Here is a 21829-nt window from a genome sequence, read left to right as displayed (position 1 = left end):
ACGGTGGCGGCGGATGGGAAAATACTAACATTCCCGTATGGAAAAAGGTCAATGTATTTATGCACCATCGGCCAGCTGTTCCATCGATCCGACAAACTGGCCGGCAAATCCCCGTCAGATCGGCGCATCAGTTGCTTATAAGCATGGACATAATGCAGACAAGATCTCCCACACAGAGGAACCCATGCTCAACGAACGCGAAATCGAAAGCTGCTATCTGGGGCAGTTTATTCCGGTCCACTACCATCACAACATGCTGATGGACCATAACCGCATGCACAGCTTCAAGTCCGCGATCTACCACGCCGTCAAGCCGGGCATGAAGGTCCTCGAACTCGGGGGAGGCACGGGTGTGCTGTCGTACTTCGCCGCCCAGAACGCGGCGCAGGTCTATTGCGTCGAGTTCAACCCGGATATGGTGCGCGAGGCGCGCCGCTTCCTCGCCATGAACCCGAACGGCCACAAAGTCGAGGTGGTGCATGCGGATGCGTTCGAATACCTGCCGCCGGAGCCCGTCGACCTCGTCATCTGCGAAATGATCCACGTCGGCATGCTGCGCGAGAAGCAGGTCGAGGTGATCGAATCGTTCAAGCGCCGCTACCTGGCGCGCTTCGGCGGCCCGCTGCCGATCTTCATGCCGGAAGCCGTCATCATGGCCGCGCAGCCGCTGCAGCTCGAATACGATTTCGAGGGCTTCTATGCCCCGATCGTGCAATTCCAGCCGACCAACGTGATCTATCCGGGCACCATCGAACTGGCGCAGCCGGGCGTGTATTCGATCATGGATTTCAGCCAGCCCGTCGGCGACGCGATCGCGTGGGAAGGCCAGTTCCGCATGGAGCAGGGCGGCCGCCTGAATGCGCTGCGCTTCATCACCAAGAATGTCCTGTCCATCGTCGAGGAGCGTGGTACGACGATCGACTGGCTGAACCACTACATGATGCTGCCGCTGGCCACGCCGCTCGACGTGCAGCCGGGCGACATCGTGCAGGTCGGCTTTGCCTACCGCGCGGGCGGTTCGATTCCGTCGCTGGAAGCGTCGATGCGCGCGGAAGTCGTCGAGCGCGCCGGCGTGCCGGTGCGGGCGCGCGATGCAGAATTCGCTTGATTGTTGATATAGATCACGGTCACCCGATGTTGGGTGGCCGTTTTTTTAATGGTAATTGCTTTTAAACAATCCTTTATGTAGCATCGGACATTTCATCCGCTATCACATAAAGGATTCATCATGCATGCAAACCGGCGCAAACTCTTGAAGTGTGCGATGGGTTCCACCGTCCTGGCCGGATTGCCTGGCCTGGGACAGGCGGCTAATCCCGCCGATTATGTCGACGCCGATGCCGCGATCGCCGCGGCCCAGGCGAAAAGCGTGGTCGCGGGCTGGAATGAAAAGCTGATGAATACCGCCTTCAAGGCGTTTACTCCGCCGGCGGTCACGGCCCGTGCACTGGCGCTGTTGAATGGCACCCTGTACGACCTGTGGCGTTATCTCGAGACCCCGCAGGCCGTCGGCCTCAACCGGTTTTTCACGACGCCGGTCACGCGCGCCCAAGGCGCCGACCCGCAATTCCAGGTCATCGCGCTGAGCGCCGCCGCGGCGGCCGTCCTGAGAGGGCTGTTTCCCGCGTATGCCCTGGACATCGCCGTCTACGGCGCGACATGGGGCCTGGGCGGACGCTTCGCCTGGCTCATTCCGGCGACCCGCGTGGGCGAAGAAGCGGCGCAGCACATGCTGAACGAACGCGCGCACGACGGCAGCAATCAGCTGGGCGACCTGCATCCGGGCGCCTATTCGGATTACACAGGTTATACCCCCGTCAATTCCGCGACGACGATGGTCGATCCCGACCATTGGCAGCCGCTTCCTTACCAGAGCTGCATGACGCCGTTCTGGGGCAAGGTCAAGCCATTCGCATTGAAAACCGGCGACCAGTTCCGCCCGGCCGCGCCGCCCTCGGTATTTTCCGCACAAATGCAGGCAGAAATGCAGGAATTGATCGACCTGAATGCCAATCTCACGCCGGAACAGATCCGGGTATGCGAATACTGGGGCGATAACAGCCGTGTGCCCTGGGTGCGATTCGCCGAAATGCTGGCGTACCGGCAGGGTTTTTCGCTCGGCCGGGAAATCCGGTTGTTCCGCGCACTCGGTGTCGCGCTGCACGATGCGATGGTCGCGACATGGGACGCGAAAATGACGTATGACTTCGCCCGTCCGGTGTCCGCGATCCGGACACTGTTCAAGCAGCGCACGCTGAACAACTGGACGGCGAAGGGCGTGGTCCAGGTGGCGGGCGCGAACTGGACGCCGTACCTGTACACGCCGCCGTTCCCGGAATACGTCTCGGCGCACAGCGTGTCCGGCCACGCGGCGGCCGTCGTGCTCGCGCACTTCGCGGGCGGACCATTCCGGTTCAGCCAGAAGGCGTCGCCGGCGGTGACGCTGTACTGGGACTCGTTCGCGGACGCCGCCGCCCAGGCGGGCTATTCGCGGCGCCTGGCCGGCATCCACTTCCTCCATGGCGACCTGAACGGGCGCACGCTCGGCACGAAGATCGGCCGCAAGGTGCTCGATCTCGCCGTCTGAGCGGCGGGCCGCACCGTCCGCCCCCGGTTTCGGGCCGTCCGTCCGCCCCGGGCCGCCGTCCATCGCAGAAAGATTGCACGTTGGCGTCCATACAACTACAGTCATCGTATCGGGCGGATGAAGCCCTTGTCCTGTAGATGGAGCTGACGATGCTGGGTTTCCTCGTGTGGTTGGTATTATTGTTCCTGTGCTGGCCGATCGCGTTGCTGGCGCTCGTGATGTATCCGCTCGTGTGGCTGTTGCTGCTGCCGTTCCGCCTGCTCGGGATCGGCGTCGAGGCCGTCTTCGAGCTGCTGCGCGCGATCGTCATGCTGCCGGCGCGTGTGCTGGGCGGGGGTATCGGACGCTGAAACTTGACGTCCAGCCAGTGTGCGCCGATTAACAGACGGACACGAACCGTTCGCCTATCGTCCCCATACTGATGGCTTTCATTCGAAAGCCATGCTTTTAAAGGAAATGACTATGCGCCTGGACATCTACCGCAGAGCCGAACACGACGGCAAGTTCTCCTACCTTGCCGTCCCCGAGACCCGCAACATCCCCGAGGAAGCCACGAATACCGACTGGGAAGTCGAAGCCCGGGCTTTCGAAGTCGACGACGATGCCGGAGACCTGCCCGACTACGATATCCAGAACCTGAACGCCCAACTGGCGGAAAAAGGGTACGCCGTCACGTCGTCGACGATGCATTGACGCTGTAGCGGTAGTGCCACATTCGCGGCCGTACGCCGTCCGTCCCGACCAGCCGGGGCGGGCGGCGTACGGCCGCGTATCGCATATGGTATCCTTGCGCCTCGTTCAGTCGGAGGCGTCATGAAGTGGTTCGTAGTCGGTTTTCTCGTGCTGTCGGTGCTGCACATCCATTTCCGCGGCAAGGTCCGCCTGCCGTTCGGCCGGCAGTTGTTCGACCATTCGTCATTCATGGCGCCGATCAACATGTTCATGCACCTGTTCTCCAAGGTGCCCAGCACGCCGTACATCCCGGTCCGTGAGTTCCCGGAATTGTCCGTCCTGCAGGAAAACTGGCCGGTCATCCGCGAAGAAGGCCTGCGCCTCATCGAGATGAAGAAGATCAAGGCCTCCGAAGAGAACAACGACGCCGGTTTCAATTCCTTCTTCAAGACGGGCTGGAAGCGCTTCTACCTGAAGTGGTACGACGCGAGCCACCCGTCGGCCGAGCGCCTGTGCCCGAAGACGTACGCGCTGCTGCAGGGCATCCCGTCGGTGAAAGCCGCGATGTTCGCCGAGCTGCCGCCGGGCGCGAAGCTGAACCCGCACCGCGACCCGTTCGCGGGCTCGATGCGCTACCACCTCGGCCTGGCCACGCCGAACGACGACCGCTGCTTCATCGAAGTCGACGGCCAGCGCTACAGCTGGCGCGACGGCCAGGGCGTCATCTTCGACGAGACCTTCATTCACTGGGCCGAGAACGCCAGCGACAGCGACCGCCTGATCCTTTTCTGCGACGTCGAGCGCCCGATGCGCTTCGGCTGGATGCAGGCCGTCAACCGCTGGCTGGGCCGCACGATGATGACGGCCGCCGCGTCGCCCAACGAGAGCGGCGACCAGACGGGCCTCGTCAGCAAGCTGTTCCGCATTTCGTACGTGATGGGCCAATACCGCCGCCGCTACAAGGCCTGGAACAAGACGGCCTATAAAGCGACCAAGGTCGCGCTGATCGTGGGCCTCGCGGCGCTCGTCTACTACATCTGACCCATCTTTCCGAGAAAACGCAGGGCCGCAAATTCTGCGGCCCTTTTTTTGTTTCCCAGATTCGGGGTCAGATCCCGTTTTTCGGCAAATTCGGGGTCAGAGCACTTTTTTAGACAAGATCTCGGTCGAAACAATTAGCCACCGCCGGCACACGTTTGCTGCACTGGCTCGTGCATCGGTACGGCGCCAACTAGCGTTCGCCGTAGCGTTTAGTTCGCGAGGCAATTGATCGAAAATGTGGTCTGACCCTAATGCCAGTCAGTTAAGCGGGGCTGGCATGTTTTGTTGGGTACTTGGATTTCCTGGATTTTATTGTTCTCGGATATGAGCGTGTTCGTCGCTCTGGTAGAAGGTAGGCACGTGCTTGTTCACGTAGCCATGCCAATCGCTTGGGGAAGGTGCCGGGTGTTTCGAGCGGCCAGTGGTACAGCGCGGTAACGATGGCCAGGGCCAGCCATTGGAAGCTGAGGCGCTGCGGTGGCACGTTCAGTTCAGTGGCCATCTGGGCAATTTCATGGCGCAGCAGGTTGTAGGCGATCAACATTCCCCATACTTCCTGGCGCACGAGTTCCGGCAGCCTGCTGCGCAGGACAGGCGCTTTTTTCAGCATGCCTTGCTTCATTTCCCTGAAACCGAGTTCGATCTCCCATCGCTGCACGTAGTGTGCGGCGACGTCACGCGCGGGGAAACGATGCGCATCGCACAGCGAGGTGAGAAATCGTCGAGGCTGTCCGCCCACCGTGCATTCGATCAGTCTAGCCTGCCAGTGCGAGGGAAGATCCGGATGCTGCCGACGCGCCTGAGGTGAGACGGGAAGCCGTACCAGACAGTCACCGGGAGCCACCTGGCAGACTACCTCATAACACAGCGAGGTTTTGGTGCGTATCAGCCAATGCTTTTGCAGGCCCGACCGTTGCCAGTCCAGTAGAAACGCGGCCGAGAAATAGGCTCGATCAAAAATCGTGAGCGAGTTATCAGGCGCAGCCTGTATCAGTGTCTTTGCATAGCTCAGCTCACCTGTCTGGCACTCTCCGAAGTCGACGGCGCGCAGCAGGTGACTGTGGGTATCCATCAGGCAGACGGCACGCAATTGCGGCCAAGCGCCATCACGTCCGTCACCTCCCCGGGGCCGGCCAAACTCCCTTTCGTTTTCTGGCGTGCTCGGCACCGACCAGACCACGCCATCAACAGCATAACTGCGCAGGCCATGAAACAGCGCACTCTCCGCTGGGGCACGCTCACCCCAGCAGCTTGCCGTCCGCTTGAACAGCCATTCCAATGGGGCTTCGCCTAAACGCTCACGCCCCGCCACTGAAGCACTGGGGACAGGTGTGCTGGCTGCCGGGCCATCGGCAAGATCGAGCTGTTTGACGATATGCCAGATCGGCTCGTTTCGAAACAATGCCAGTCCAATTACCAGCCAGACCATCCGATCGGCCGGTAACCGACGACGACGCACCGACACAGTGCCAGTCTGTTGCAAAGCCTCATCGATCCACGCCGGATCGATAAGGCTGGCGAAACGGTCAAATTCCTGCGGCGTCAGCGAGGCCGAGTAATCCAGGTCAAGTTGCAGAGCCATGATAGAAAACGGATTTACGTTGAACATAAATCCGTTCTAGCCCTTGGATCGCGTCGGTCAAGTCCTTAAGTGACCGGCATTAGGTCTGACCCCGATTTTGGTCGGAAATGTGCTCTGACCCCGAATTAAAAAGGGCCGCAAGTGCGGCCCTGGTCGGTGGCCGCGCCTTGCGGCCAAAGGGGATGCTCAAAACGTGAACGGCATCCTGACCATCAGCGTGACGTCCGGCGTATCGCGCGTGAGGCCCGCGCCCACCGACACGCTCAGCGTGCGGTTGTTCTTCAGGCGGTAGGAGTAGCCCAGCAGCAGCGTACCGAGCTGTACGCGCACGGAGCCCGGGATCACGACGCCGTTCTGGTGCATGCGGCCCACGGAGTTGTGGTCGTAGCCGATGCTGAACGACGCCCGCTCGTTCAGCGCGAGGCCCATGCCGAAGTTGAAGCCGAACACGTCCCCCGGTTCCACCGTACCCAGCAATTCCTTGCCGCCGTTCAACACGGTGCGGTAGACGTTGCCGCGCTTGAAGTTCTTCGTGTAGCTGAAGCCGCCGAAGAAGATGGCCGGGTCGGACGGCAGCAGCCACGTCACGCTCGGCTGCAGCGAATAGAAGCCGGACCCGGTCGGCAGGTCGAGCGGCAGGCCCGTCCCCGTCACGTTCTGGCCCACGCAGCGGGTCTGGCAATCCGTCACGACCTCGAACGGGTCGCGGCCCGTGCGCGACTTGAAACGCAGGCCGGCGATGTAATAGGGCGAGTCGACGCCGCCGTCGTTCAGCTGGTAGCGCCAGCCCAGCTCGATGTCGCCGATGCCCTTGCCGCTCGTCTGGAATGCGCGCTCCGCCGCCGTGCCCGTGAACAGTTCGCGGCTGACGGTCGAATCGCTGCGGTAGACGTACGGGATCTTCGCTTCCAGTTCCAGGCGGTTGTCGAAACCGTAGCGGAACGTGGCCGAGCCCGTCGTCGTGTTGCGTTTCACTTCGCGCACGTCGAGCAGGCCGATCAGCAGGGCCGGAATCACCGTGTAGCCGACGAGGGCCACGCGGTTGCTCGACGAATAGCCGTACTGCACGGACGGCTCGAACACGAGTTTGCCCCGCGGCGTCAGGACGCCCGGGGTCTCGAAGATCGGTGCGACTTCCGGCGTGCGCGGCGCGGGTGGACGGCCGACAGCGTCGGTGTTTGCCTGCGCCTGCGCCTGGCCGGCGCCGCCCGTACCGCGCAGGGGGGCCAGGCGGCCGGGATAGACCGGATCCGCGAACGGGACGGCGAGCCTGGGCGGTGCATCGAGCGGACCGGCCTGGACCTGCGCAGGCGCGTCGGCCTGGGGCGCCGGCAGGTTGCCGGTGCCGCGCATCCGTTCGAGCTGCATTGGTGCCGCCGCCGTCGCGCTGTTCGCCGGCGGGGCCACACCGCTCGCGCGCAACTGGCGTTCCAGTTCGTCGACGCGCGCGCGCTGCTCTTCCAGCTGTTGTCGCATGATCTTGAGCTGCTCGAGGAGGTCAGGACCGGACTGGGCACCGGCCGGGATGGCCGCCAGGGCCACGCTGACACCAATCACGCCGTACAGCGCTGGAATTTTTTGCATAGGTTTTCTCCAGGTAAAAATCCGTCACCTGCCGGTGGCGGCGGTATTGAGCGCGTTCGCGAGGCTGGACTGGAAATTCATGGCCTGCAGCAGTCCGCGTGCGTTCACGCTTGCATTGATGATGGTCTGGTTGTTGATCAACTGGTTGTTCAGGCTGTTCTGGATGACGGTGCCGCCCAGGGTCGTGTCGCCCATCTGGACGTTGAACGTGCCGCCGCCATTCTGGATCAGCCTGACCTGGTTCGCCGTGTCGGCGGTCAGCGTGCTGTGGCCGCTCGTCAGGGCGCCGAGGTCGCCCAGTTCCAGCTGGCTGCGTTCGGCCACGTTGCCGTTGATCGTGACGATGCGCTCGATGCCGAGCGACACCGCCAGGCCGTTGTCGGTGATGAAGCCACCGCGGTAGTCGTCCAGCGTATCGGACGCGACGGCGTTGTCGCTGCTGAACGGGTTGTCCGGGCCGCCGGCGTAGCCCTGCGTCGCGATCGCGACGCTGGCCAGTACGAGGCCGATCTGGACAGGTATGCGCATGGGGTCTCCTGTCAAAAATCGCCCGGACCGAATTTCGGCAGCGTCGTCATGTCGATGGCGGTCCGGGTCACACCCTCGGCCAGCGGCGCACGCGGGGCGGCGCGCCAGTCGAGGTCGGAGTTGAACGAAGGCTTGCCGGGCGCGTCGTGGATCACGAACAGCAGCCGGGTCGGCCAGATGGATTCGAAGTGCTCGCGCGTGATCGAGCGCGTGCCGCTGGACGGATCGCCCAGCAGGATGCGGCCGTCGTCGGCGCCCTTGATCACGACGAAATGGTTGTAGCCTTTCTCGGAGATCAGCACGATGGCGGGCAGTTTGCTGTCGAACAGCTTCTGCAACGGCACCTGGAAGCCGTCCGCCTTGAAGCCGATCTTGCCGAGATAGCGCTGCATGTCGAGCAGCGAAAAGCCTTCGCGCCGGATCTTGGCCTGGTCGCCGATCTCCCACATCGCCTTGAAGGCGTCGGTTTCGCTGACCGGGCGGCCGTAGTGATAGGTCAGCAGGGTCGCCACGGCGGCGGACCCGCAGCTGAAGTCGTATTGCTGGCGGGTCGTCGAGGCGAAGCGCAGTTCGCGCATGCTCTTGACCGGCACGTTGAAACGGGCACCGCCCGCGATCGGCAGATCTGCCGCGTGTACGCAGGTGGCGCCCGGGAAGGTGCTGAGCAACACGCACAGCAGGGGCAGGGCGCTGTGCTTCATTGGAATTTCAGGTTGACGATGGTGGCATTCTGGATCAGGACGTTTGCGCCGCTGTTCTGGATCACCACCGGTATGCCCGACATGTTGGCGAACGCCCCGGCATCGATCGTGTTCGACCCCGTGACGACGTTCACCGCGCTGTTGCCGGAGACGACCCCGCCGAGATTCGCGGTGTTGTTGGTGTTGAACGTGTCCGTCCCACCGCGCGAATGCTCCAGCTTGCCCAGGTCGGCCGCGGGGCCGAATCCGAGCGGGTCCGGCGCCTGCGCCGTCTTCCCGGCATCCGCGACCGGCCTGGCAGCCGGTGCGCTGTCGCGGGCAGGAACCGCGAGTTCCGGTCCTGCCCAGGCCGCGGATGCGCAGACCGCGAGCACAGCGAAGCTGCACACGCGGTTGCTGACGCTACTCTTGAGTGATGACTGCATTCTCTACCCCCGGTTGCATCGAAAAACCGCCGTACCCAAAGGCACGGCGGTCCTTGGCATTACTTGCCGACAGCCAGGTTGCTCTGGACGTTGACACTCTGCTGGATCAGCGAGGAGAAGCCGTTGTTCTGGCTGACCACCATCACGCCCGCAGCCGACTGGCCGACACCGCTCATGGTGTTGGACATGTCGAAGGTACCGGCATTGACGGTGTTCGATCCGCCGTTGCCGCCGGTGCCCGCACCGCCCAGGCCGCCCGTGCCCACGCCGGCCGTGATGTTGGCCAGTGCGCCGCCCGCGCCGCCGGTGTTGGTGCCGCCGTTGCCGCCATTGCCGCCGTTGCCCGCGGTCGAATCACCCACGGTGGCCGAGCCGGTCGTGGCTGCGCCGCTGGAGGCTGCGCCGCCCGTTGCCGCACCGCTCGTTGCCGCACCGCCGGCCGCACCTGCGCCGCCCGTGTTCGACGCCATGCCGCTGGCGGCACCCGCGCCGCCCGCTGCGCCGGCACCTGCCGCGCCCGAGCTTGCCGTGCCCGCCGCACCGGCACCGCCCGCGCCCGAGGTTGCCGTACCGGCCGCACCCGCGCCGCCGGCACCGCCTGCGCCGCCCGTATTCGCCGCGCCGTTGCCGGCCGTCGAGGTCAGGCCACCACCCGCGCCGCCTGCTGCGCCGGTCGCTGCGCCACCTGCTGCACCCGCACCGCCGGTATTCGATGCCATGGCGCCCGCTGCGCCCGCACCGCCAGCCGCACCGGCCGCACCGTTGCCGCCTGCACCGCCGGCCGCACCGGCCGCGCCTGCACCGCCCGCACCGCCAGCCGCGCCGGCCGCACCCGCGCCGCCTGCACCGCCGGTCCCGAGGCCCGCGGTCGAGGTCGAGCCGCCGCCCGTGGTCGTGCCGCTGGTGGCGGTCGACGTTCCGGTGGCGGCGCTGCCGCTGCCGTCGAGGCCGCCGGCCCCGGACGTGGCCGTATGGGCGCCATTGCGGGCAGCGCCACCGGTGGCCGCGTTGGATGCCGTCGAGCCTCCGCCGGTGCCTGCGCCGGCGAGGCCGCCCGCACCGCCAAAGCCGCCGGAACCGCCTGCTGCGCCGGCACCGCCCGCGCCGCCTGCTGCGCCCGCCGCACCGGCACCGCCTGCGCCGCCGGCAGCGCCCGAGCCACCCGCGCCGCCTGTGGCCGAGCCCGTGCCGCCGCCCATGCCGCCCATGCCTGCCGTGGTCGGGCCGCTGGCGCCGCCGTTACCGCCGGTGGTCGCGCCACCCGCGCCGCCGTTGCCGCCGGAAGCGAGGCCGCCCGCACCGCCGGCTGCGCCTGCGCCGCCCGCTGCCGATGCGCCGCCGCTCATGCCGCCTGCACCGCCGCCCGCACTTGCCGCGCCGGTGGAGCCGCCGAAGCCGCCGGCTGCACCCGAGCCGCCGGCGCCGGTCGTCGCACCTGAGGCAATGCCGCCGCTGCCGCCCGCGCCGGCGGTCGCGGCGCCGCTGCTAGCCGCGCCCGCGCCGGCGCTGCCGGTGGTGGCCGCACCAGCGCTGGCGCCGCCGTTGCTGGCCGTACCGCCCGCCGCGCCCGCTGCACCGTTCGCGTTGCCGGTGCCGCCGCCCGCGCCGGTGCTGGCCGTGATGCCGCCGCCGGTACCGGCCGCGCCGTTGCCTGCCGTCCCGGCGGCGCCGTTGGCGTTACCGGAGTTGGTGGCGACGTTGCCGATGTTCGAGATGTTGTTGCCCGAGACGCTGCCGCTCAGGTTCGCGGTGGCGTTGGCCGACGAGGTGTTGAAGCTGTTGGAGAAGTTCGACGTCGCGGTACCGCCGTTGTTCACGGCGACGGAGCCGGTTGCGGTTGCACGCGAGTCGCCCGAGCTGTTGTTGCTGTTGTCGGTGCTCGTCGTCGTGTTGGTGCTCTTGTTGTTGTTCTGATCAGAGTTAGTCGTAGTTGCCGTGTTGGTGCTGCGGTTGCTGCTGTCGGTGTTCGTGTTGATGCTCTTGTTGTTGTTCTGATCGGCGTTAGTCGTCGTTGCCGTGTTGGTGCTCTTGTTGTTGTTCTGATCAGAGTTCGCCGTTGTCGTGTTGGTGCTGTTATTGCTGCTGTCGGAGGTATTGGTGCTGTTGTTGCTGCTATCCGACGTATTGGTGCTGTTGTTGCTGCTGTCCGAGGTATTGGTGCTGTTGTTGGTGTTGTCCGTGCGGGTCGTGGTCTGCGTGGCCGTGCTGCCGCCGCGTGCGACGATCGAGTCCTGGGCTTGTGCGCTCAGCGAAAAAGCCAGCGTGATAGCAGTCACGAGCAAAGTCTTGTTCATTCGAGTTCCCCTCTGGGTTTGATGGTTGGTGATGGGTCGGCTGTAGCGCCGACCTCCATCCCTTTGCAGTTTCAGTGCCAGCCTTACTGTAGAGCTGGCTAACCCATTGTTTTTGTTGACTTTGTACGGATCTTCCTACACGGCTGTTAGGACAAATCCGGCACGATTTACCGAAAATATCGAAAAACTGTTTCACTTTCGGTACAACTCTGTCCATCTTCACGCTGCAACACACAAAAAAAAGTGGACACCTTGTCCACTTGTGCCACATTCGGAACATGGGTCACTCACGCATGCCGTGCTTGCTCAGCAAACGGTACATCGTCGTGCGCGATACACCCAGGTCGCGTGCCGCCCGGCTCACGTTGTGCCCGCTGCGGTCCAGGCATTCGCGCAGCGCGCGCCGCTCCGAGCGCATGCGCGTGTCGTCCAGCGCGGCGGGCGTCGGTGCCATGATCCCGCGCGTCAGTCCCAGGTCTTCCGGCATGATCAGGCGTCCATCCGACATGACCAGCGCCCGCCGTACCCGGTTGATCAGTTCGCGCACATTGCCCGGCCAGTCGTGGTCGAGGATCGCCTCGATCGCCCGGTTGGAGAAGCCCTTCAGGCGCGGCGATTTTTCGCTCGCATACATGTGGAAGAAGTGCTCGGCGAGCGTGATCAGGTCGTCGCGCCGTTCGCGCAGCGGAGGTACCGTCACGGGCAGCACGGCGAGGCGGTAGTACAGGTCCTCGCGGAACGCGCCGCTGGCGACGGCCTGCTGCAGGTGGACGTGCGACGCGGCGATGACGCGTACGTCCACCCGGATGTTGCGCGTGCTGCCCAGGCGGCAGATCGTCTTCTCCTGCAGGAAGCGCAGCAGGTTGGCCTGCAGGTCCTTCGGCAGGTCGCCGATCTCGTCGAGGAACAGCGTGCCCCCATCCGCCGATTCGATCAGGCCCGCCTTGCCTCGCGTGGCGCCCGTGAACGCCCCGCGTTCATAGCCGAACAGCTCCGAGTGGATCAGGCTGGGCGCGATGGCGCCGCAGTTGATGGGAACGAACGGCCCCGCGGACCGGTCCGATTGGGCGTGGATCGCCTGGGCCGTCAGCTCCTTGCCGCTCCCGCTCTCGCCCCAGATCAGCACGGGCGCCGCGACCTTGGCAACGCGCGACACCTGCGCGCGCAGGCGCGCGATCGCATCGCAGCCGCCGATCAGCGGCGACGCGGGATCGCTGGGCGCGTCGTCGTTGGCACTGGGCCGCCTTCGCAGCATCGCCCAGCCGTGCGCATGGCCGAGTGTATGGGCCAGGCGGACCGGATCGACGGGGCCGTGTGGTAATCGCACAGGTGCTCCACGACGAGGTCGCGGCAGGGCGCGGATTCGAGATCGCGCGGGCTGAACACGCCCACCCACTGCATATGACTGTGGCGGCGCAGGAAGGTGTCCACTTCGGCTGGACGGTGCTGCTCGCGGTCGTGCACGAGCAGGCCGACCAGGTAACGGTCGTTACGCAGTTCGCGCCCGGCATCGCCGAGATTGCTGACACTGCGGATCTCCCAGTCATGCATTGCTCCGTCGAGCAGGACGCGTGCACCCTTGTCGTCGGGGCAATGCACAGCAGGCGCTTTCGGGTCATCCATCCTCCATCGGGTAATCGGCCGGTCCTCGCAACGGCGGCAGACGAATGGGGCACCGGCATCGTTTCTTGACAAGTGTAACTGGATGTAACTCGGGCTGCTGTTCTGTAGCCCATTAGCAATTTCTTATTATCAGTTGATCTTTGTTTAACATTATGCCGCCTGTGAAAGATTCGTGGCGGACGATAGAATATCGACTGGCGGTTACAATTAGTCACAATCGTGTAACCGATCCTCGTAATGGTCAAGGAAATAACTGCCGTCGTGTGGCTTTTTGCCGATTGCGGAAGGGGAACCCCCCATCGCTGGGGGGAGTCGCGCACAGAGACGGCTCAGAAGCCGAACGGCATGCGGACGGTGAGGGTGACGTCGGGCGTGTCGCGCGTGAGGCCGGCGCCCACGGACACGTTGACGGTGCGGTGCGGGTCGAGCCGGTACGATGCGCCGACCAGCAGCGTGCCCAACTGGACGCGCACGGAGCCCGGGATCACCTGGCCGTTCTGGCGCGTGCGGTCCACGGTACTGTGGTCGTAACCGAAACTCAGCGACGCCTTGTCGTTGAGTGCAAGCCCCATGCCGAGATTGAATCCGAGCACGTCGCCCGCCTTGACGTCGCCCAGCGGTTCGCGCTGGCCTGCGAGGACCGTGCGGTAGACGGCACGGCGCTGGAAATTCCGGGTATAGCTGATGCTGCCGAAGAATACGGCCGGATCGGACGGCAGCAGCCACGTCAGGCTGGGCTGCAGCGACCGGAATCCGGAGCCGGTGGGCAGCGTCAACGGCAGCCCCGTCCCGGTGACGTTCTGGCCAACGCAGCGTGTCTGGCAATCCGTCACGACCTCGAACGGATCGCGGCCCGTGCGCGATTTGTAGCGCAGTCCCCCGATGACATAGGCGCGGTCGGGACCGCCCGCATTAAGCTGGACGCGTGCGGCCGCCTCGACGTCGCCGATGGCCTTGCCGCTCGTGTCGAACGCGCGCTCCGCCGCGGTACCCGTGAAGATTTCCCGGCTGACGGTCGAATCCGTGCGATAGACGTACGGGACCTTCGCCTCCACTTCGAAGCGGTTGCCGACGCCGTAGCGGAGGGTCACCGCCGCCGTCGTCGTGTTGCGCTTCACTTCGCGCACGTCCAGCAGCCCGATCAGCAGGGCCGGAATCACCGTGTAGCCCACCAGCGCCACCCGGTTGCTGGACGAGTACCCGTACTGGATCGACGGCTCGAACACGACGCGGCCGCGCGGCGTCAGGACGCCGGGGCTTTCGAAGATGGGCGCGACCTCGGGCGCCCGTGCGGCCGACTGCGGTGCGGGCCCCACCGCGCCCGGGGGCGGCGCCGCATCGGCTGAAGTGCCCTTGGCGCGCAGGTCGTCCAGCTGCGGGGATGGCGCCGCGCCGAGTTGCCGTTCGAGCGCGTCGATGCGGGCCCGCTGCTGGTCGAGTTGTTGCCGCATGGCCTTCAATTGTTCGATGAGCTGTGCCTGCTGGGCCGCCGCCGGCCCGCAAGCCATGATGAGGCCGAGGCCGATCGCGCCGGGTAGCGCGGGAAACATTCGCATGGTGATGGGCTCCACACTGATGCCGCTACCTGCCGGCAGCGGCCGCGTTGATGGCATTCGCCAGCGTCGACTGGAAGTGCATGGTCTGCAGGAGGCCCTGCGCGGCGACGCTGGCATGGATGATGGTGGCCGTGCCGATCGCACGATCGTTCAGGCTGTTCTGGACCACGGTGGTCAGGCTGTCTGCAACCGGCGCCGCCGGCACCGCCTGCCCGGAGACAAGCCGGCCGAGGTCGCCGAGGCGCATTTCGCTGCGCGCGACGACCTGGCCGTCGACCGTCACGATGCGTTCGATGCCGAGCGACACGGCGACGCCGGACGAGGTCGTGAAGCCGCCGCGGGCGCTGTCGAGCTCGGCCGGACCGACGGCCGTGGCCTCAGAGAACGGGTTCTGGAGCGGCGCGGCCCGTACGGGCGCGACGGTGAGCATCAGCACGAGGATGATGGGCATGCGCATGGGGTCTCCTTCAGAAATCGCCGGGTCCGAACTTGGGCAGGTCGACACCGCCCTGGCTTGTCCGCGCCACCGCGTCGGCCAGCGGCGCACGCGGCGCCGCGCGCCAGTCGTCGGCCGTGTTGAAGCGCGGTTCGCCGGGCGCCGTGTGGATCACGAACAGCAGCCGCGTCGGCCAGATCGCTTCGAAGCGGGCGCGCGACATCGACCGGGTGCCGCTGGATGGGTCGCCCAGCAGCACGCGTCCCGCGCCGAAGCCCTTGATGACGACGAAGTGGTTGTAGCCCTGTTCCGTGACGAGGACGATGGCCGGCAGCCCGGCCTCGATGAGCTTGTCGAGCGGCAGCCGGAAGCCATCCGCCTGGAAGCCGTTTGCCGCGAGATAGCGCTGCATGTCGAGCAGCGAAAACCCTTCGCGCCGGATCTTGTCCTGGTCGCCCTGGGCCCACATCGCCGCGAACACGGTGCGCTCGCTGACGGGGAAGCCGTAATGATGGGTCAGCAGCGTGGCGAGCGCGGCCGAGCCGCAGCTGAAGTCGTACTGCTGGTGCAGGGTCGTGGCGAAGCGCAGTGCTTGCATGCTGCGCACGGGCACGTGGAAGGCGCCGCCCGCGACGGGCAGCTCGGCCGCGTGCACGGTGCCCGCGGCCAGCAGGGGAACGAGCAGCCGTCTCATTTGAATTGCAGGTTGATGATGGTGGCGTTCTGGATCAGCACGTTCGCACCGCTGTTCTGGATGACCACGGGGATCCCGGCCATGTTCGCGAACGACCCGGCATCGATGCTGTTGGCGCCGGTGACGACGTTGACGGCCGTGTTTGCGGCGACCGCGCCGTCGATGCGCGCGTCGTTGCGGGTGTCGGTGCCGCCGCGCTGCCGCGCCAGGTTCGCGTCCTGCCTGTCTGCCTGCGCGGAGATTGCGTTCCCGGGCCGGAACAGCGCCCGGGCGGCGGCCCGGGTATCGACGTCCGCGCCGGGACCGGCCCAGGCCGCCGAGGTCAGTGACGCAAGGGGCGCGAGCACGGCGATGCCGCACGCGCGCGCGATGAAAATCTGGATAATCCGATGCATGCTCGACTCCGGTCATGAAAAAAACTGCCGTGCCGGCGGGCACGGCAGTTTGTACGGTGCGTCAGTGGCCCAGCGCCAGGTTGGCCTGGACGTTCACGCTCTGCTGGACGAGCGACGAGAGGCCGGAGTTCTGGCTGATCACGAGCACGCCCGCGGCCGACTGGCCAGTGCCGGACATCCTGTTCGACATGTCGAACGTGCCCGCATTCACGCCGTTCGTTCCGCCCGCACCGCCGGTGCCGCTGCCGCCCGCGCCGCCGACGCCGTAGCCGGCCGTGATCGACGCCAGCGAACCGCCGGCGCCGCCGGTGTTCGTGCCGCCGGCACCGCCGTTGCCGCCGTTGCCGCCGTAGGTGTCGCCCACGGTGGCCGGGCCGTTCGATGCCGCGCCGCCGGTGGCGTCGCCGCCATACGCGCCGGCACCGCCCGTGGTGGTGGCGTAGCCGCTGGCGCCGCCTGCGCCGCCCGCACCGCCATGACCGCCGGCACCCGCGGTGGCGCTGCCGCCGCCGGCCCCGCCGCCTGCACCGCCCGTGCCGCCCGTATTGGAGGCGCCATTGCCGGCAGTGCTGGTTAGCGCACCGCCATCGCCGCCGCGGCCGCTGGTGGCGGCGCCCCCGGCTGCTCCAGAGGCGGCGCCGGTGCCCGCGGCGCCGCCGTAGCCGCCGGCGCCGCCGTCGCCGATCAGGGCGCCGCTACCGCCGGCACCGCCGTTACCACCGATCGCCGCGCCGCTGGCAACCGGGCCGGATGCGCCGCCGGCCGCGCCGGCGCTGGGGCCGCCGTTCGCGCCCACCGGCAGGCTGGCGCCGCCGTTGCCACCCGCAGCTGCGCCGCCCGCGCCGCCCGTGCCGCCGACGCCGCCCCCAGCCAGGCTGCCGCTCGCGCCTCCCGCACCGCCGGCCGCACCCGCGCCACCCGCACCGCTCGCGGCGGCACCGGCCGCGCCACCGGCGCCGCCAGGGCCGGCCAAGGCCGTACCGCCGGTCGCGGGACCGTTGACGGCGGGGCCGTTGGCCGCCGCGCCGCCCGCCGCGCCGGCGGCCCCGTTGGCGCCCGTCGCGGTGCCGCCGAAGCCGCCCGTGGCGGCCACCGAGCCGCCCGTGCCGGCGGCACCGGCGCCGCCCGTACCGGCGGCGCCGTTGGCGCCACCGTTGTTGACGGCGGTATTGCCGATACCGCCGATGGTGTTGCCGCTCACGGTACCCGTCAACGTGCTGATCGCGTTGGCTGTCGAGGTGTTGGTGGTGGTGTTCGTGGTGGTGTTGGTGGTGGTGTTGGTGGTCGTATACGTGTTAACGCTGTTGTCGGTCTGGGTGACGTTCGTCGTCGAGTAATCGGACGTCGTGCTGGTATTCGTCGTGGTACCGGCATGGGCGCTCAGCGAATACGCCAGCGTCAGCGCGGTGACAAGCAAAGTCTTCTTCATTCGGTTTTCCTCTCTGATGTGAGTCCGTGACATGCCGGCGATCGCACCGGCTCTCATGCATTCGCAGGATCGGTGCCACGTCACGGCTGCGCGCGCCAACTCATTGATTTCCATCGGCCCGGTCGGACTCTTCTGAAAGGCTCGTGGGAATATCTGCAAGCTCCGCTGGCGTCGCTTGCCGACAGGCTGTCAACGCGGCGGTACAGGTGCGTCGCTCAGCCGTGGCCAACGCTCGCGTTCGTCTGGACAGTGCCGGACGCCACGACGGGCGCCGGCCGTCACGGCTGCATGCCGTGCTTGCTCAGGAGCCGGTACATCGTCGTGCGCGACACGCCCAGGTCGCGCGCGGCGCGGCTGACGTTCTGGCCGCTGCGCTGGAGGCATTCGCGCAGGGCGAGCCGCTCGGTACGCGCACGGATGTCGTCCAGCGCGGCCGTCAGCACGAGCGGTACATCCAGCCCGAGGTCCTGCGGCGTGACGAGGCGTCCGTCCGCCATCACGAGCGCACGGCGTACACGGTTGATGAGCTCGCGGACGTTGCCCGGCCAGTCGTGGTCCAGCAGCGCGGCGACGGCGCGGTTGGAAAAGCCCGTCAGCCGGGGCGCCCGCTCCTCGCCGTACAGGTCGAAAAAATGTTCGGCCAGCGTGACGACGTCGTCGCGCCGTTCGCGCAGGGCCGGCACCGCGACGGGCAGTACCGCGAGCCGGTAGTACAGGTCCTCGCGGAAGTCACCCGCGACGACGGCGCGCTGCAGCTGCACGTGCGACGCGGCGATCACGCGCACGTCCACGCGGAGCGCGCGCGTGCTGCCCAGGCGACAGATGGTCTTCTCCTGCAGGAAGCGCAGCAGGTTCGCCTGCAAGTCCTTCGGCAGGTCGCCGATCTCGTCGAGGAACAGGGTGCCGCCGTGGGCCGACTCGATCAATCCCGCCTTGGCGCGCGCGGCGCCGGTGAATGCCCCCGTTCGTAGCCGAACAGCTCGGACTGGATCAGGTTCGGCGGGATGGCGCCACAGTTGATCGGCACGAATGGCCCGCCCGCGCGCGCCGACTGCGCGTGGATGGATTGCGCCGTCAGCTCCTTGCCGCTGCCGCTCTCTCCCCAGATCAGCACGGGGGCGTCAACCCGGGCCACGCGCGCGACCTGCGCGCGCAGGCGGACCATCGCGTCGGCCCGGCCGACGAGCAGGCCGGCACCGCTTTCGAGCGTCTGCGGCGAGGGCGGGGGGCGCAGCACGGCCCACCCATGGGCATGGCCGAGGGTCCAGGCCAGCCGGACCGGATCGACGGGCTCCGTGTGGTAGTCGTGCAGGTGTTCCACGACGAGGTCGCGGCAGGCGCCGTGGTCCATGTCGCGCGGGCGGAACACGCCGACCCACTGCGTGTCGGGATGGCGGCGCAGGAAGGCGTCGAGGTCGAAGGACCGCAGCAAGGAGCGCGCCCGCAGCAGCAGCCCGACGGGATAGCCGTCCGCGCGCAGCACGCGGTCCGCATCGCCCAGGTTGTCCACGCAGCAGGTGTCCCAGTCATGGATGGGGCCGGTCATGAGCGCGGCGGTGTGGGCGTCGTCGGGAGCAATGCAGAGCAGGCGCTTGCGCATGGTCCATCTCCAGGAGCGTGAGCGGTCCCGCGCCATGGCTTACCACGGCTGGACGGCAGCGAGGTTGCGTGCGCACGGACGCCGTGCGACCTGTGTCTCCCGATTCGGCTTGTCGAAGCGCCGTTACCGCCATCTTAACGGGACAGCCCGGCGCACCGTAGACGGGCGCAGCCTGGAAGCGACAGGCTCGTGCGAAGGCACGAGCGCTCTGGACAAATGGCGATAGTGTCAGCGCACGCGCCGGACCTTGGGTGAGGCGTTGGTGCCGTCTATCTCGAGGAACATGGTGCCGAACATATTGCGCACGATCTTGACCGGGGGATTGGTCACGGGCGCGAGGTCGGCGGAACTGCCGTCGACCACTTTCCAAACCTGGCCGTTGGCGAGGGTGAACAGCGTGGCCGGCCCCAGCCGGAGAACTTGCCGGCGATGGTGCTCTCGATCGAGCGTGCGGGTTCCTCGGGCTGTTTCTGCTCGAGGCCGAATGATTGCACGGACGGCACGGACGCAGCCGCCGGACGCGCTCCGGCGGGAATCGCGTCATAGCAGGCCAGGCGCGCGGCGCCGTCGGTCAGGTTGCGGCATGCCAGGATGGCGGCATCGTCGGCGAGCACGGCGCCCGCCGTGCCCACCAGGGCCAGCAGTAGAGAAGTGCGCAGGATCATCAAGGGCCTCATGCGCGCGGACGCTGGCGGTGGAAGACGAGCGGGCTGTACGGAATGGCGGACGGCGGCGGGGAATTCAAAATGCCCGGCTTCATCGCGCCCATCACGTGCATCTCGCACGGCTTGCAATCGAATTTCAGCGTGTACGTTTCGTCGCCGGACACGAGGGTCATCGGCTCCGCGCGCACCTGGCCCTGCACGCCCTGCACACCCTTGGCCTGCTTGGGGCACAGGTTGAACGAGAAGCGCAGGCAGTGCTTGGTGATCATCAGCGACACCTCGCCCGGTTCCTCGTGCGATTCGTACGCGGCCGCGATCAGCTGCACGCCGTGCTTGTGGTAGAAGGCGCGCGCCTTCTCGTTGTAGACGTTGGCCAGGTAGCTCAGCTGCGTCTCCGGATAGGCGGCCGGCGGTTCGGCCGGCTGCGCGCGCTCCGGACGCTGCCAGGCCGCGAGGCGCGCCGCTTCCTGGGCGGCGATGGCGTCGCGGCGCAGGCCGTTGATGGCGCTCGCGGGCACGAACCACGGCTGCGACAGCGCGACGTCGATGGTGCCCGCTTCGAACATCGTGTTGCCCAGCTTGGACAGGCTGGCGCGCAGGCCCGCGAGTGCCTGCTCGGCCTGCTGGGCCGGCTGCAGCGCCAGCGCGGCGTCGGTCGTCGTCGTGATGCCGTCCTCGTCGGTGACGGTCAGGCGGAGCCCGCCGTCAACGTCTTCCAGGCGCAGATCGGCACGCACCTTGCGTTCCGACGATTTCTTGGTGAGGACCGCTTCCCACTGGTGGTCGCGGTTGCGGTGGATGACGGTGCCGACCTTCAGGCCCGGCAGCGTCGCCAGGCCTTCGTTCGGGAACACGCGCCAGCGCTGGCCTTCGTCGTCCTCGGACAGCTTTTGCACGGTGTTCGCCTGGATGCCGACCGTGTCGCGCTTGTGCATGTAGTTCAGGCCGTCGCCATTGGACATCGGCGCATTCGTGACGAGATCGAAATTGTCGCCGCCGATGCGCGCGACCGTGCCCAGTTCCACGCCCACGTACTTGGGCGAATCGAAGGCGCCGATGGTCTGCTGGCGGCCCTGGGCAAAATAATCCGTGTGGCCGCGGTGGAAGTTCTTGTCGACGTCCGGCGTGAACATGATCTGCGTATGGCCGCTCGACGCGCGCGCCAGCTCGGGGCGGCGCTCGAGGATCTCGTCCAGCAGCAGGCGATAGTGGGCCGTGATGTTCTTCACATAGCCCATGTCCTTGTAGCGGCCTTCGATCTTGAAGGAGCGGATGCCGGCGTCGACGAGCGCTTCCAGATTGCGGCTCTGGTCATTGTCCTTCATCGACAGCAGGTGTTTTTCGTAGGCGACGACGCGGCCCTGGCCATCGGACAGCGTGTACGGCAGGCGGCACGCCTGCGAGCAGTCGCCGCGGTTGGCGCTGCGGCCCGTGTCCGCGTGCGAGATGTAGCACTGGCCGGAGAACGCTACGCACAGCGCGCCGTGGATGAAGTACTCCAGCGGCGTGTCGACCTGGGCGCGGATTGCCTTGATCTGTTCGATGGTGAGCTCACGCGCCAGCACCAGCTGCGAAAAGCCGACCTGCGACAGGAACTTCGCCTTTTCGACGGTGCGGATGTCGCACTGCGTGCTGGCGTGCAGCTGGATGGGCGGCAGGTCCAGTTCGAACATCGCCATGTCCTGCACGATCAGCGCGTCGACGCCGGCGTCGTACAACTGGCGGATCTGCCGTTCGGCCGTTTCGAGTTCAGCGTCGTGCAGGATCGTGTTCATCGTCACGAAAATGCGCGCGCGGTAGCGGTGCGCGAATTCGACGAGGGCCGCGATGTCTTCCAGCGTATTGCTGGCGTTGTGGCGCGCGCCGAATGCCGGCCCGCCGATGTAGACCGCGTCCGCGCCGTGCAGGATGGCTTCGCGGCCGATCTCGGCGGTTTTGGCGGGGGACAGCAGTTCGAGCTGGTGGGCGAGCAGTGACATGGCGGGTGATCCTGGCTGACGAAGGCGGAAATTATAGC

General features: G+C 66.6%; 20 protein-coding genes and 2 pseudogenes. 5 read left to right on the top strand and 17 right to left on the bottom strand.

Going from position 1 to position 21829, the window contains the following annotated elements:
• Window positions 1-184 precede the first annotated feature (184 nt).
• From P0M04_RS26745 to lpxO, 5 genes are all read left to right on the top strand, one after another.
• Entirely contained in the window at window positions 185-1108 is a 924-nt protein-coding gene (locus P0M04_RS26745) for a class I SAM-dependent methyltransferase (protein ID WP_259452744.1), read from the top strand.
• Window positions 1109-1264: 156 nt separating this feature from the next.
• Window positions 1265-2587: a vanadium-dependent haloperoxidase gene (locus P0M04_RS26740; RefSeq protein ID WP_259452745.1), complete on the top strand. Its 1323-nt coding sequence runs from the start codon at window positions 1265-1267 to the stop codon at window positions 2585-2587.
• 149 nt (window positions 2588-2736) lie between these two features.
• Window positions 2737-2937, top strand: a complete 201-nt coding sequence (locus P0M04_RS26735; protein WP_036229622.1) for a hypothetical protein — start codon at window positions 2737-2739, stop codon at window positions 2935-2937.
• A gap of 112 nt (window positions 2938-3049) precedes the next feature.
• Entirely contained in the window at window positions 3050-3280 is a 231-nt protein-coding gene (locus tag P0M04_RS26730) for a DUF6139 family protein (protein WP_036229374.1), read from the top strand.
• Between the two features lie 120 nt (window positions 3281-3400).
• Window positions 3401-4300 carry a lipid A hydroxylase LpxO gene (gene lpxO, locus P0M04_RS26725; protein WP_259452746.1) on the top strand — a complete coding sequence of 300 codons (900 nt, stop codon included), beginning with the start codon at window positions 3401-3403 and terminating at the stop codon, window positions 4298-4300.
• Between the two features lie 262 nt (window positions 4301-4562).
• Here the strand turns inward: lpxO and P0M04_RS26720 are convergent, their stop codons facing one another.
• The 17 genes and pseudogenes from P0M04_RS26720 to P0M04_RS26640 all read right to left on the bottom strand — a co-directional run bounded on the left by P0M04_RS26720 (window position 4563) and on the right by P0M04_RS26640 (window position 21791).
• A complete protein-coding gene (locus P0M04_RS26720) occupies window positions 4563-5909 on the bottom strand; it encodes an IS4 family transposase (protein WP_281042111.1) in 1347 nt (448 codons plus the stop codon).
• A 159-nt stretch (window positions 5910-6068) separates the two neighbouring features.
• A complete protein-coding gene (locus P0M04_RS26715) occupies window positions 6069-7466 on the bottom strand; it encodes an acetate kinase (protein ID WP_259451230.1) in 1398 nt (465 codons plus the stop codon).
• Window positions 7467-7490: 24 nt separating this feature from the next.
• Window positions 7491-7994 carry a hypothetical protein gene (locus P0M04_RS26710; protein WP_259451231.1) on the bottom strand — a complete coding sequence of 168 codons (504 nt, stop codon included), beginning with the start codon at window positions 7992-7994 and terminating at the stop codon, window positions 7491-7493.
• Between the two features lie 11 nt (window positions 7995-8005).
• The gene (locus tag P0M04_RS26705) at window positions 8006-8695 is read right to left on the bottom strand and encodes a C39 family peptidase (protein ID WP_259451232.1); all 690 of its coding nucleotides are present in this window, start codon (window positions 8693-8695) and stop codon (window positions 8006-8008) included.
• The gene (locus tag P0M04_RS26700; RefSeq protein WP_259451233.1) at window positions 8692-9120 is read right to left on the bottom strand and encodes a hypothetical protein; all 429 of its coding nucleotides are present in this window, start codon (window positions 9118-9120) and stop codon (window positions 8692-8694) included. Before P0M04_RS26700 ends, P0M04_RS26705 begins: the two co-directional genes overlap by 4 nt.
• A gap of 59 nt (window positions 9121-9179) precedes the next feature.
• Entirely contained in the window at window positions 9180-11414 is a 2235-nt protein-coding gene (locus P0M04_RS26695) for a hypothetical protein (RefSeq protein ID WP_259451234.1), read from the bottom strand.
• A 283-nt stretch (window positions 11415-11697) separates the two neighbouring features.
• Window positions 11698-12741: a sigma-54 interaction domain-containing protein gene (locus tag P0M04_RS26690; RefSeq protein ID WP_281042110.1), complete on the bottom strand. Its 1044-nt coding sequence runs from the start codon at window positions 12739-12741 to the stop codon at window positions 11698-11700.
• Window positions 12742-12773: 32 nt separating this feature from the next.
• A pseudogene (locus tag P0M04_RS26685) lies at window positions 12774-12965 on the bottom strand (sigma-54-dependent Fis family transcriptional regulator); the annotation flags it as partial.
• 401 nt (window positions 12966-13366) lie between these two features.
• Window positions 13367-14545, bottom strand: coding sequence for a PspA/IM30 family protein (locus P0M04_RS26680; protein ID WP_371877366.1), 1179 nt, complete (start codon window positions 14543-14545; stop codon window positions 13367-13369).
• A 73-nt stretch (window positions 14546-14618) separates the two neighbouring features.
• Entirely contained in the window at window positions 14619-15050 is a 432-nt protein-coding gene (locus P0M04_RS26675; protein ID WP_259451236.1) for a hypothetical protein, read from the bottom strand.
• 10 nt (window positions 15051-15060) lie between these two features.
• Window positions 15061-15723: a C39 family peptidase gene (locus P0M04_RS26670; RefSeq protein ID WP_259451237.1), complete on the bottom strand. Its 663-nt coding sequence runs from the start codon at window positions 15721-15723 to the stop codon at window positions 15061-15063.
• Window positions 15720-16118, bottom strand: a complete 399-nt coding sequence (locus P0M04_RS26665; protein WP_259451238.1) for a hypothetical protein — start codon at window positions 16116-16118, stop codon at window positions 15720-15722. Before P0M04_RS26665 ends, P0M04_RS26670 begins: the two co-directional genes overlap by 4 nt.
• 61 nt (window positions 16119-16179) lie before the next feature.
• Window positions 16180-17547: a hypothetical protein gene (locus P0M04_RS26660; RefSeq protein ID WP_259451239.1), complete on the bottom strand. Its 1368-nt coding sequence runs from the start codon at window positions 17545-17547 to the stop codon at window positions 16180-16182.
• Between the two features lie 278 nt (window positions 17548-17825).
• The gene (locus P0M04_RS26655; RefSeq protein ID WP_281042462.1) at window positions 17826-18044 is read right to left on the bottom strand and encodes a helix-turn-helix domain-containing protein; all 219 of its coding nucleotides are present in this window, start codon (window positions 18042-18044) and stop codon (window positions 17826-17828) included.
• 21 nt (window positions 18045-18065) lie between these two features.
• Window positions 18066-19093 (bottom strand): annotated as a pseudogene (locus P0M04_RS26650) (sigma-54 dependent transcriptional regulator); the annotation flags it as partial.
• 380 nt (window positions 19094-19473) lie between these two features.
• Complete coding sequence (locus P0M04_RS26645; RefSeq protein ID WP_281042109.1) at window positions 19474-19824, bottom strand: hypothetical protein; 351 nt, start codon at window positions 19822-19824, stop codon at window positions 19474-19476.
• Complete coding sequence (locus P0M04_RS26640; RefSeq protein WP_259451242.1) at window positions 19821-21791, bottom strand: peptidase U32 family protein; 1971 nt, start codon at window positions 21789-21791, stop codon at window positions 19821-19823. The genes P0M04_RS26645 and P0M04_RS26640 overlap by 4 nt, the downstream gene beginning before the upstream one ends.
• Between the last annotated feature and the right edge of the window lie 38 nt (window positions 21792-21829).

This window comes from Telluria mixta (assembly GCF_029223865.1).
In the GTDB taxonomy this organism is placed as follows: domain Bacteria; phylum Pseudomonadota; class Gammaproteobacteria; order Burkholderiales; family Burkholderiaceae_D; genus Telluria; species Telluria mixta.
This window is presented reverse-complemented; position numbering and strand designations above follow the sequence as displayed.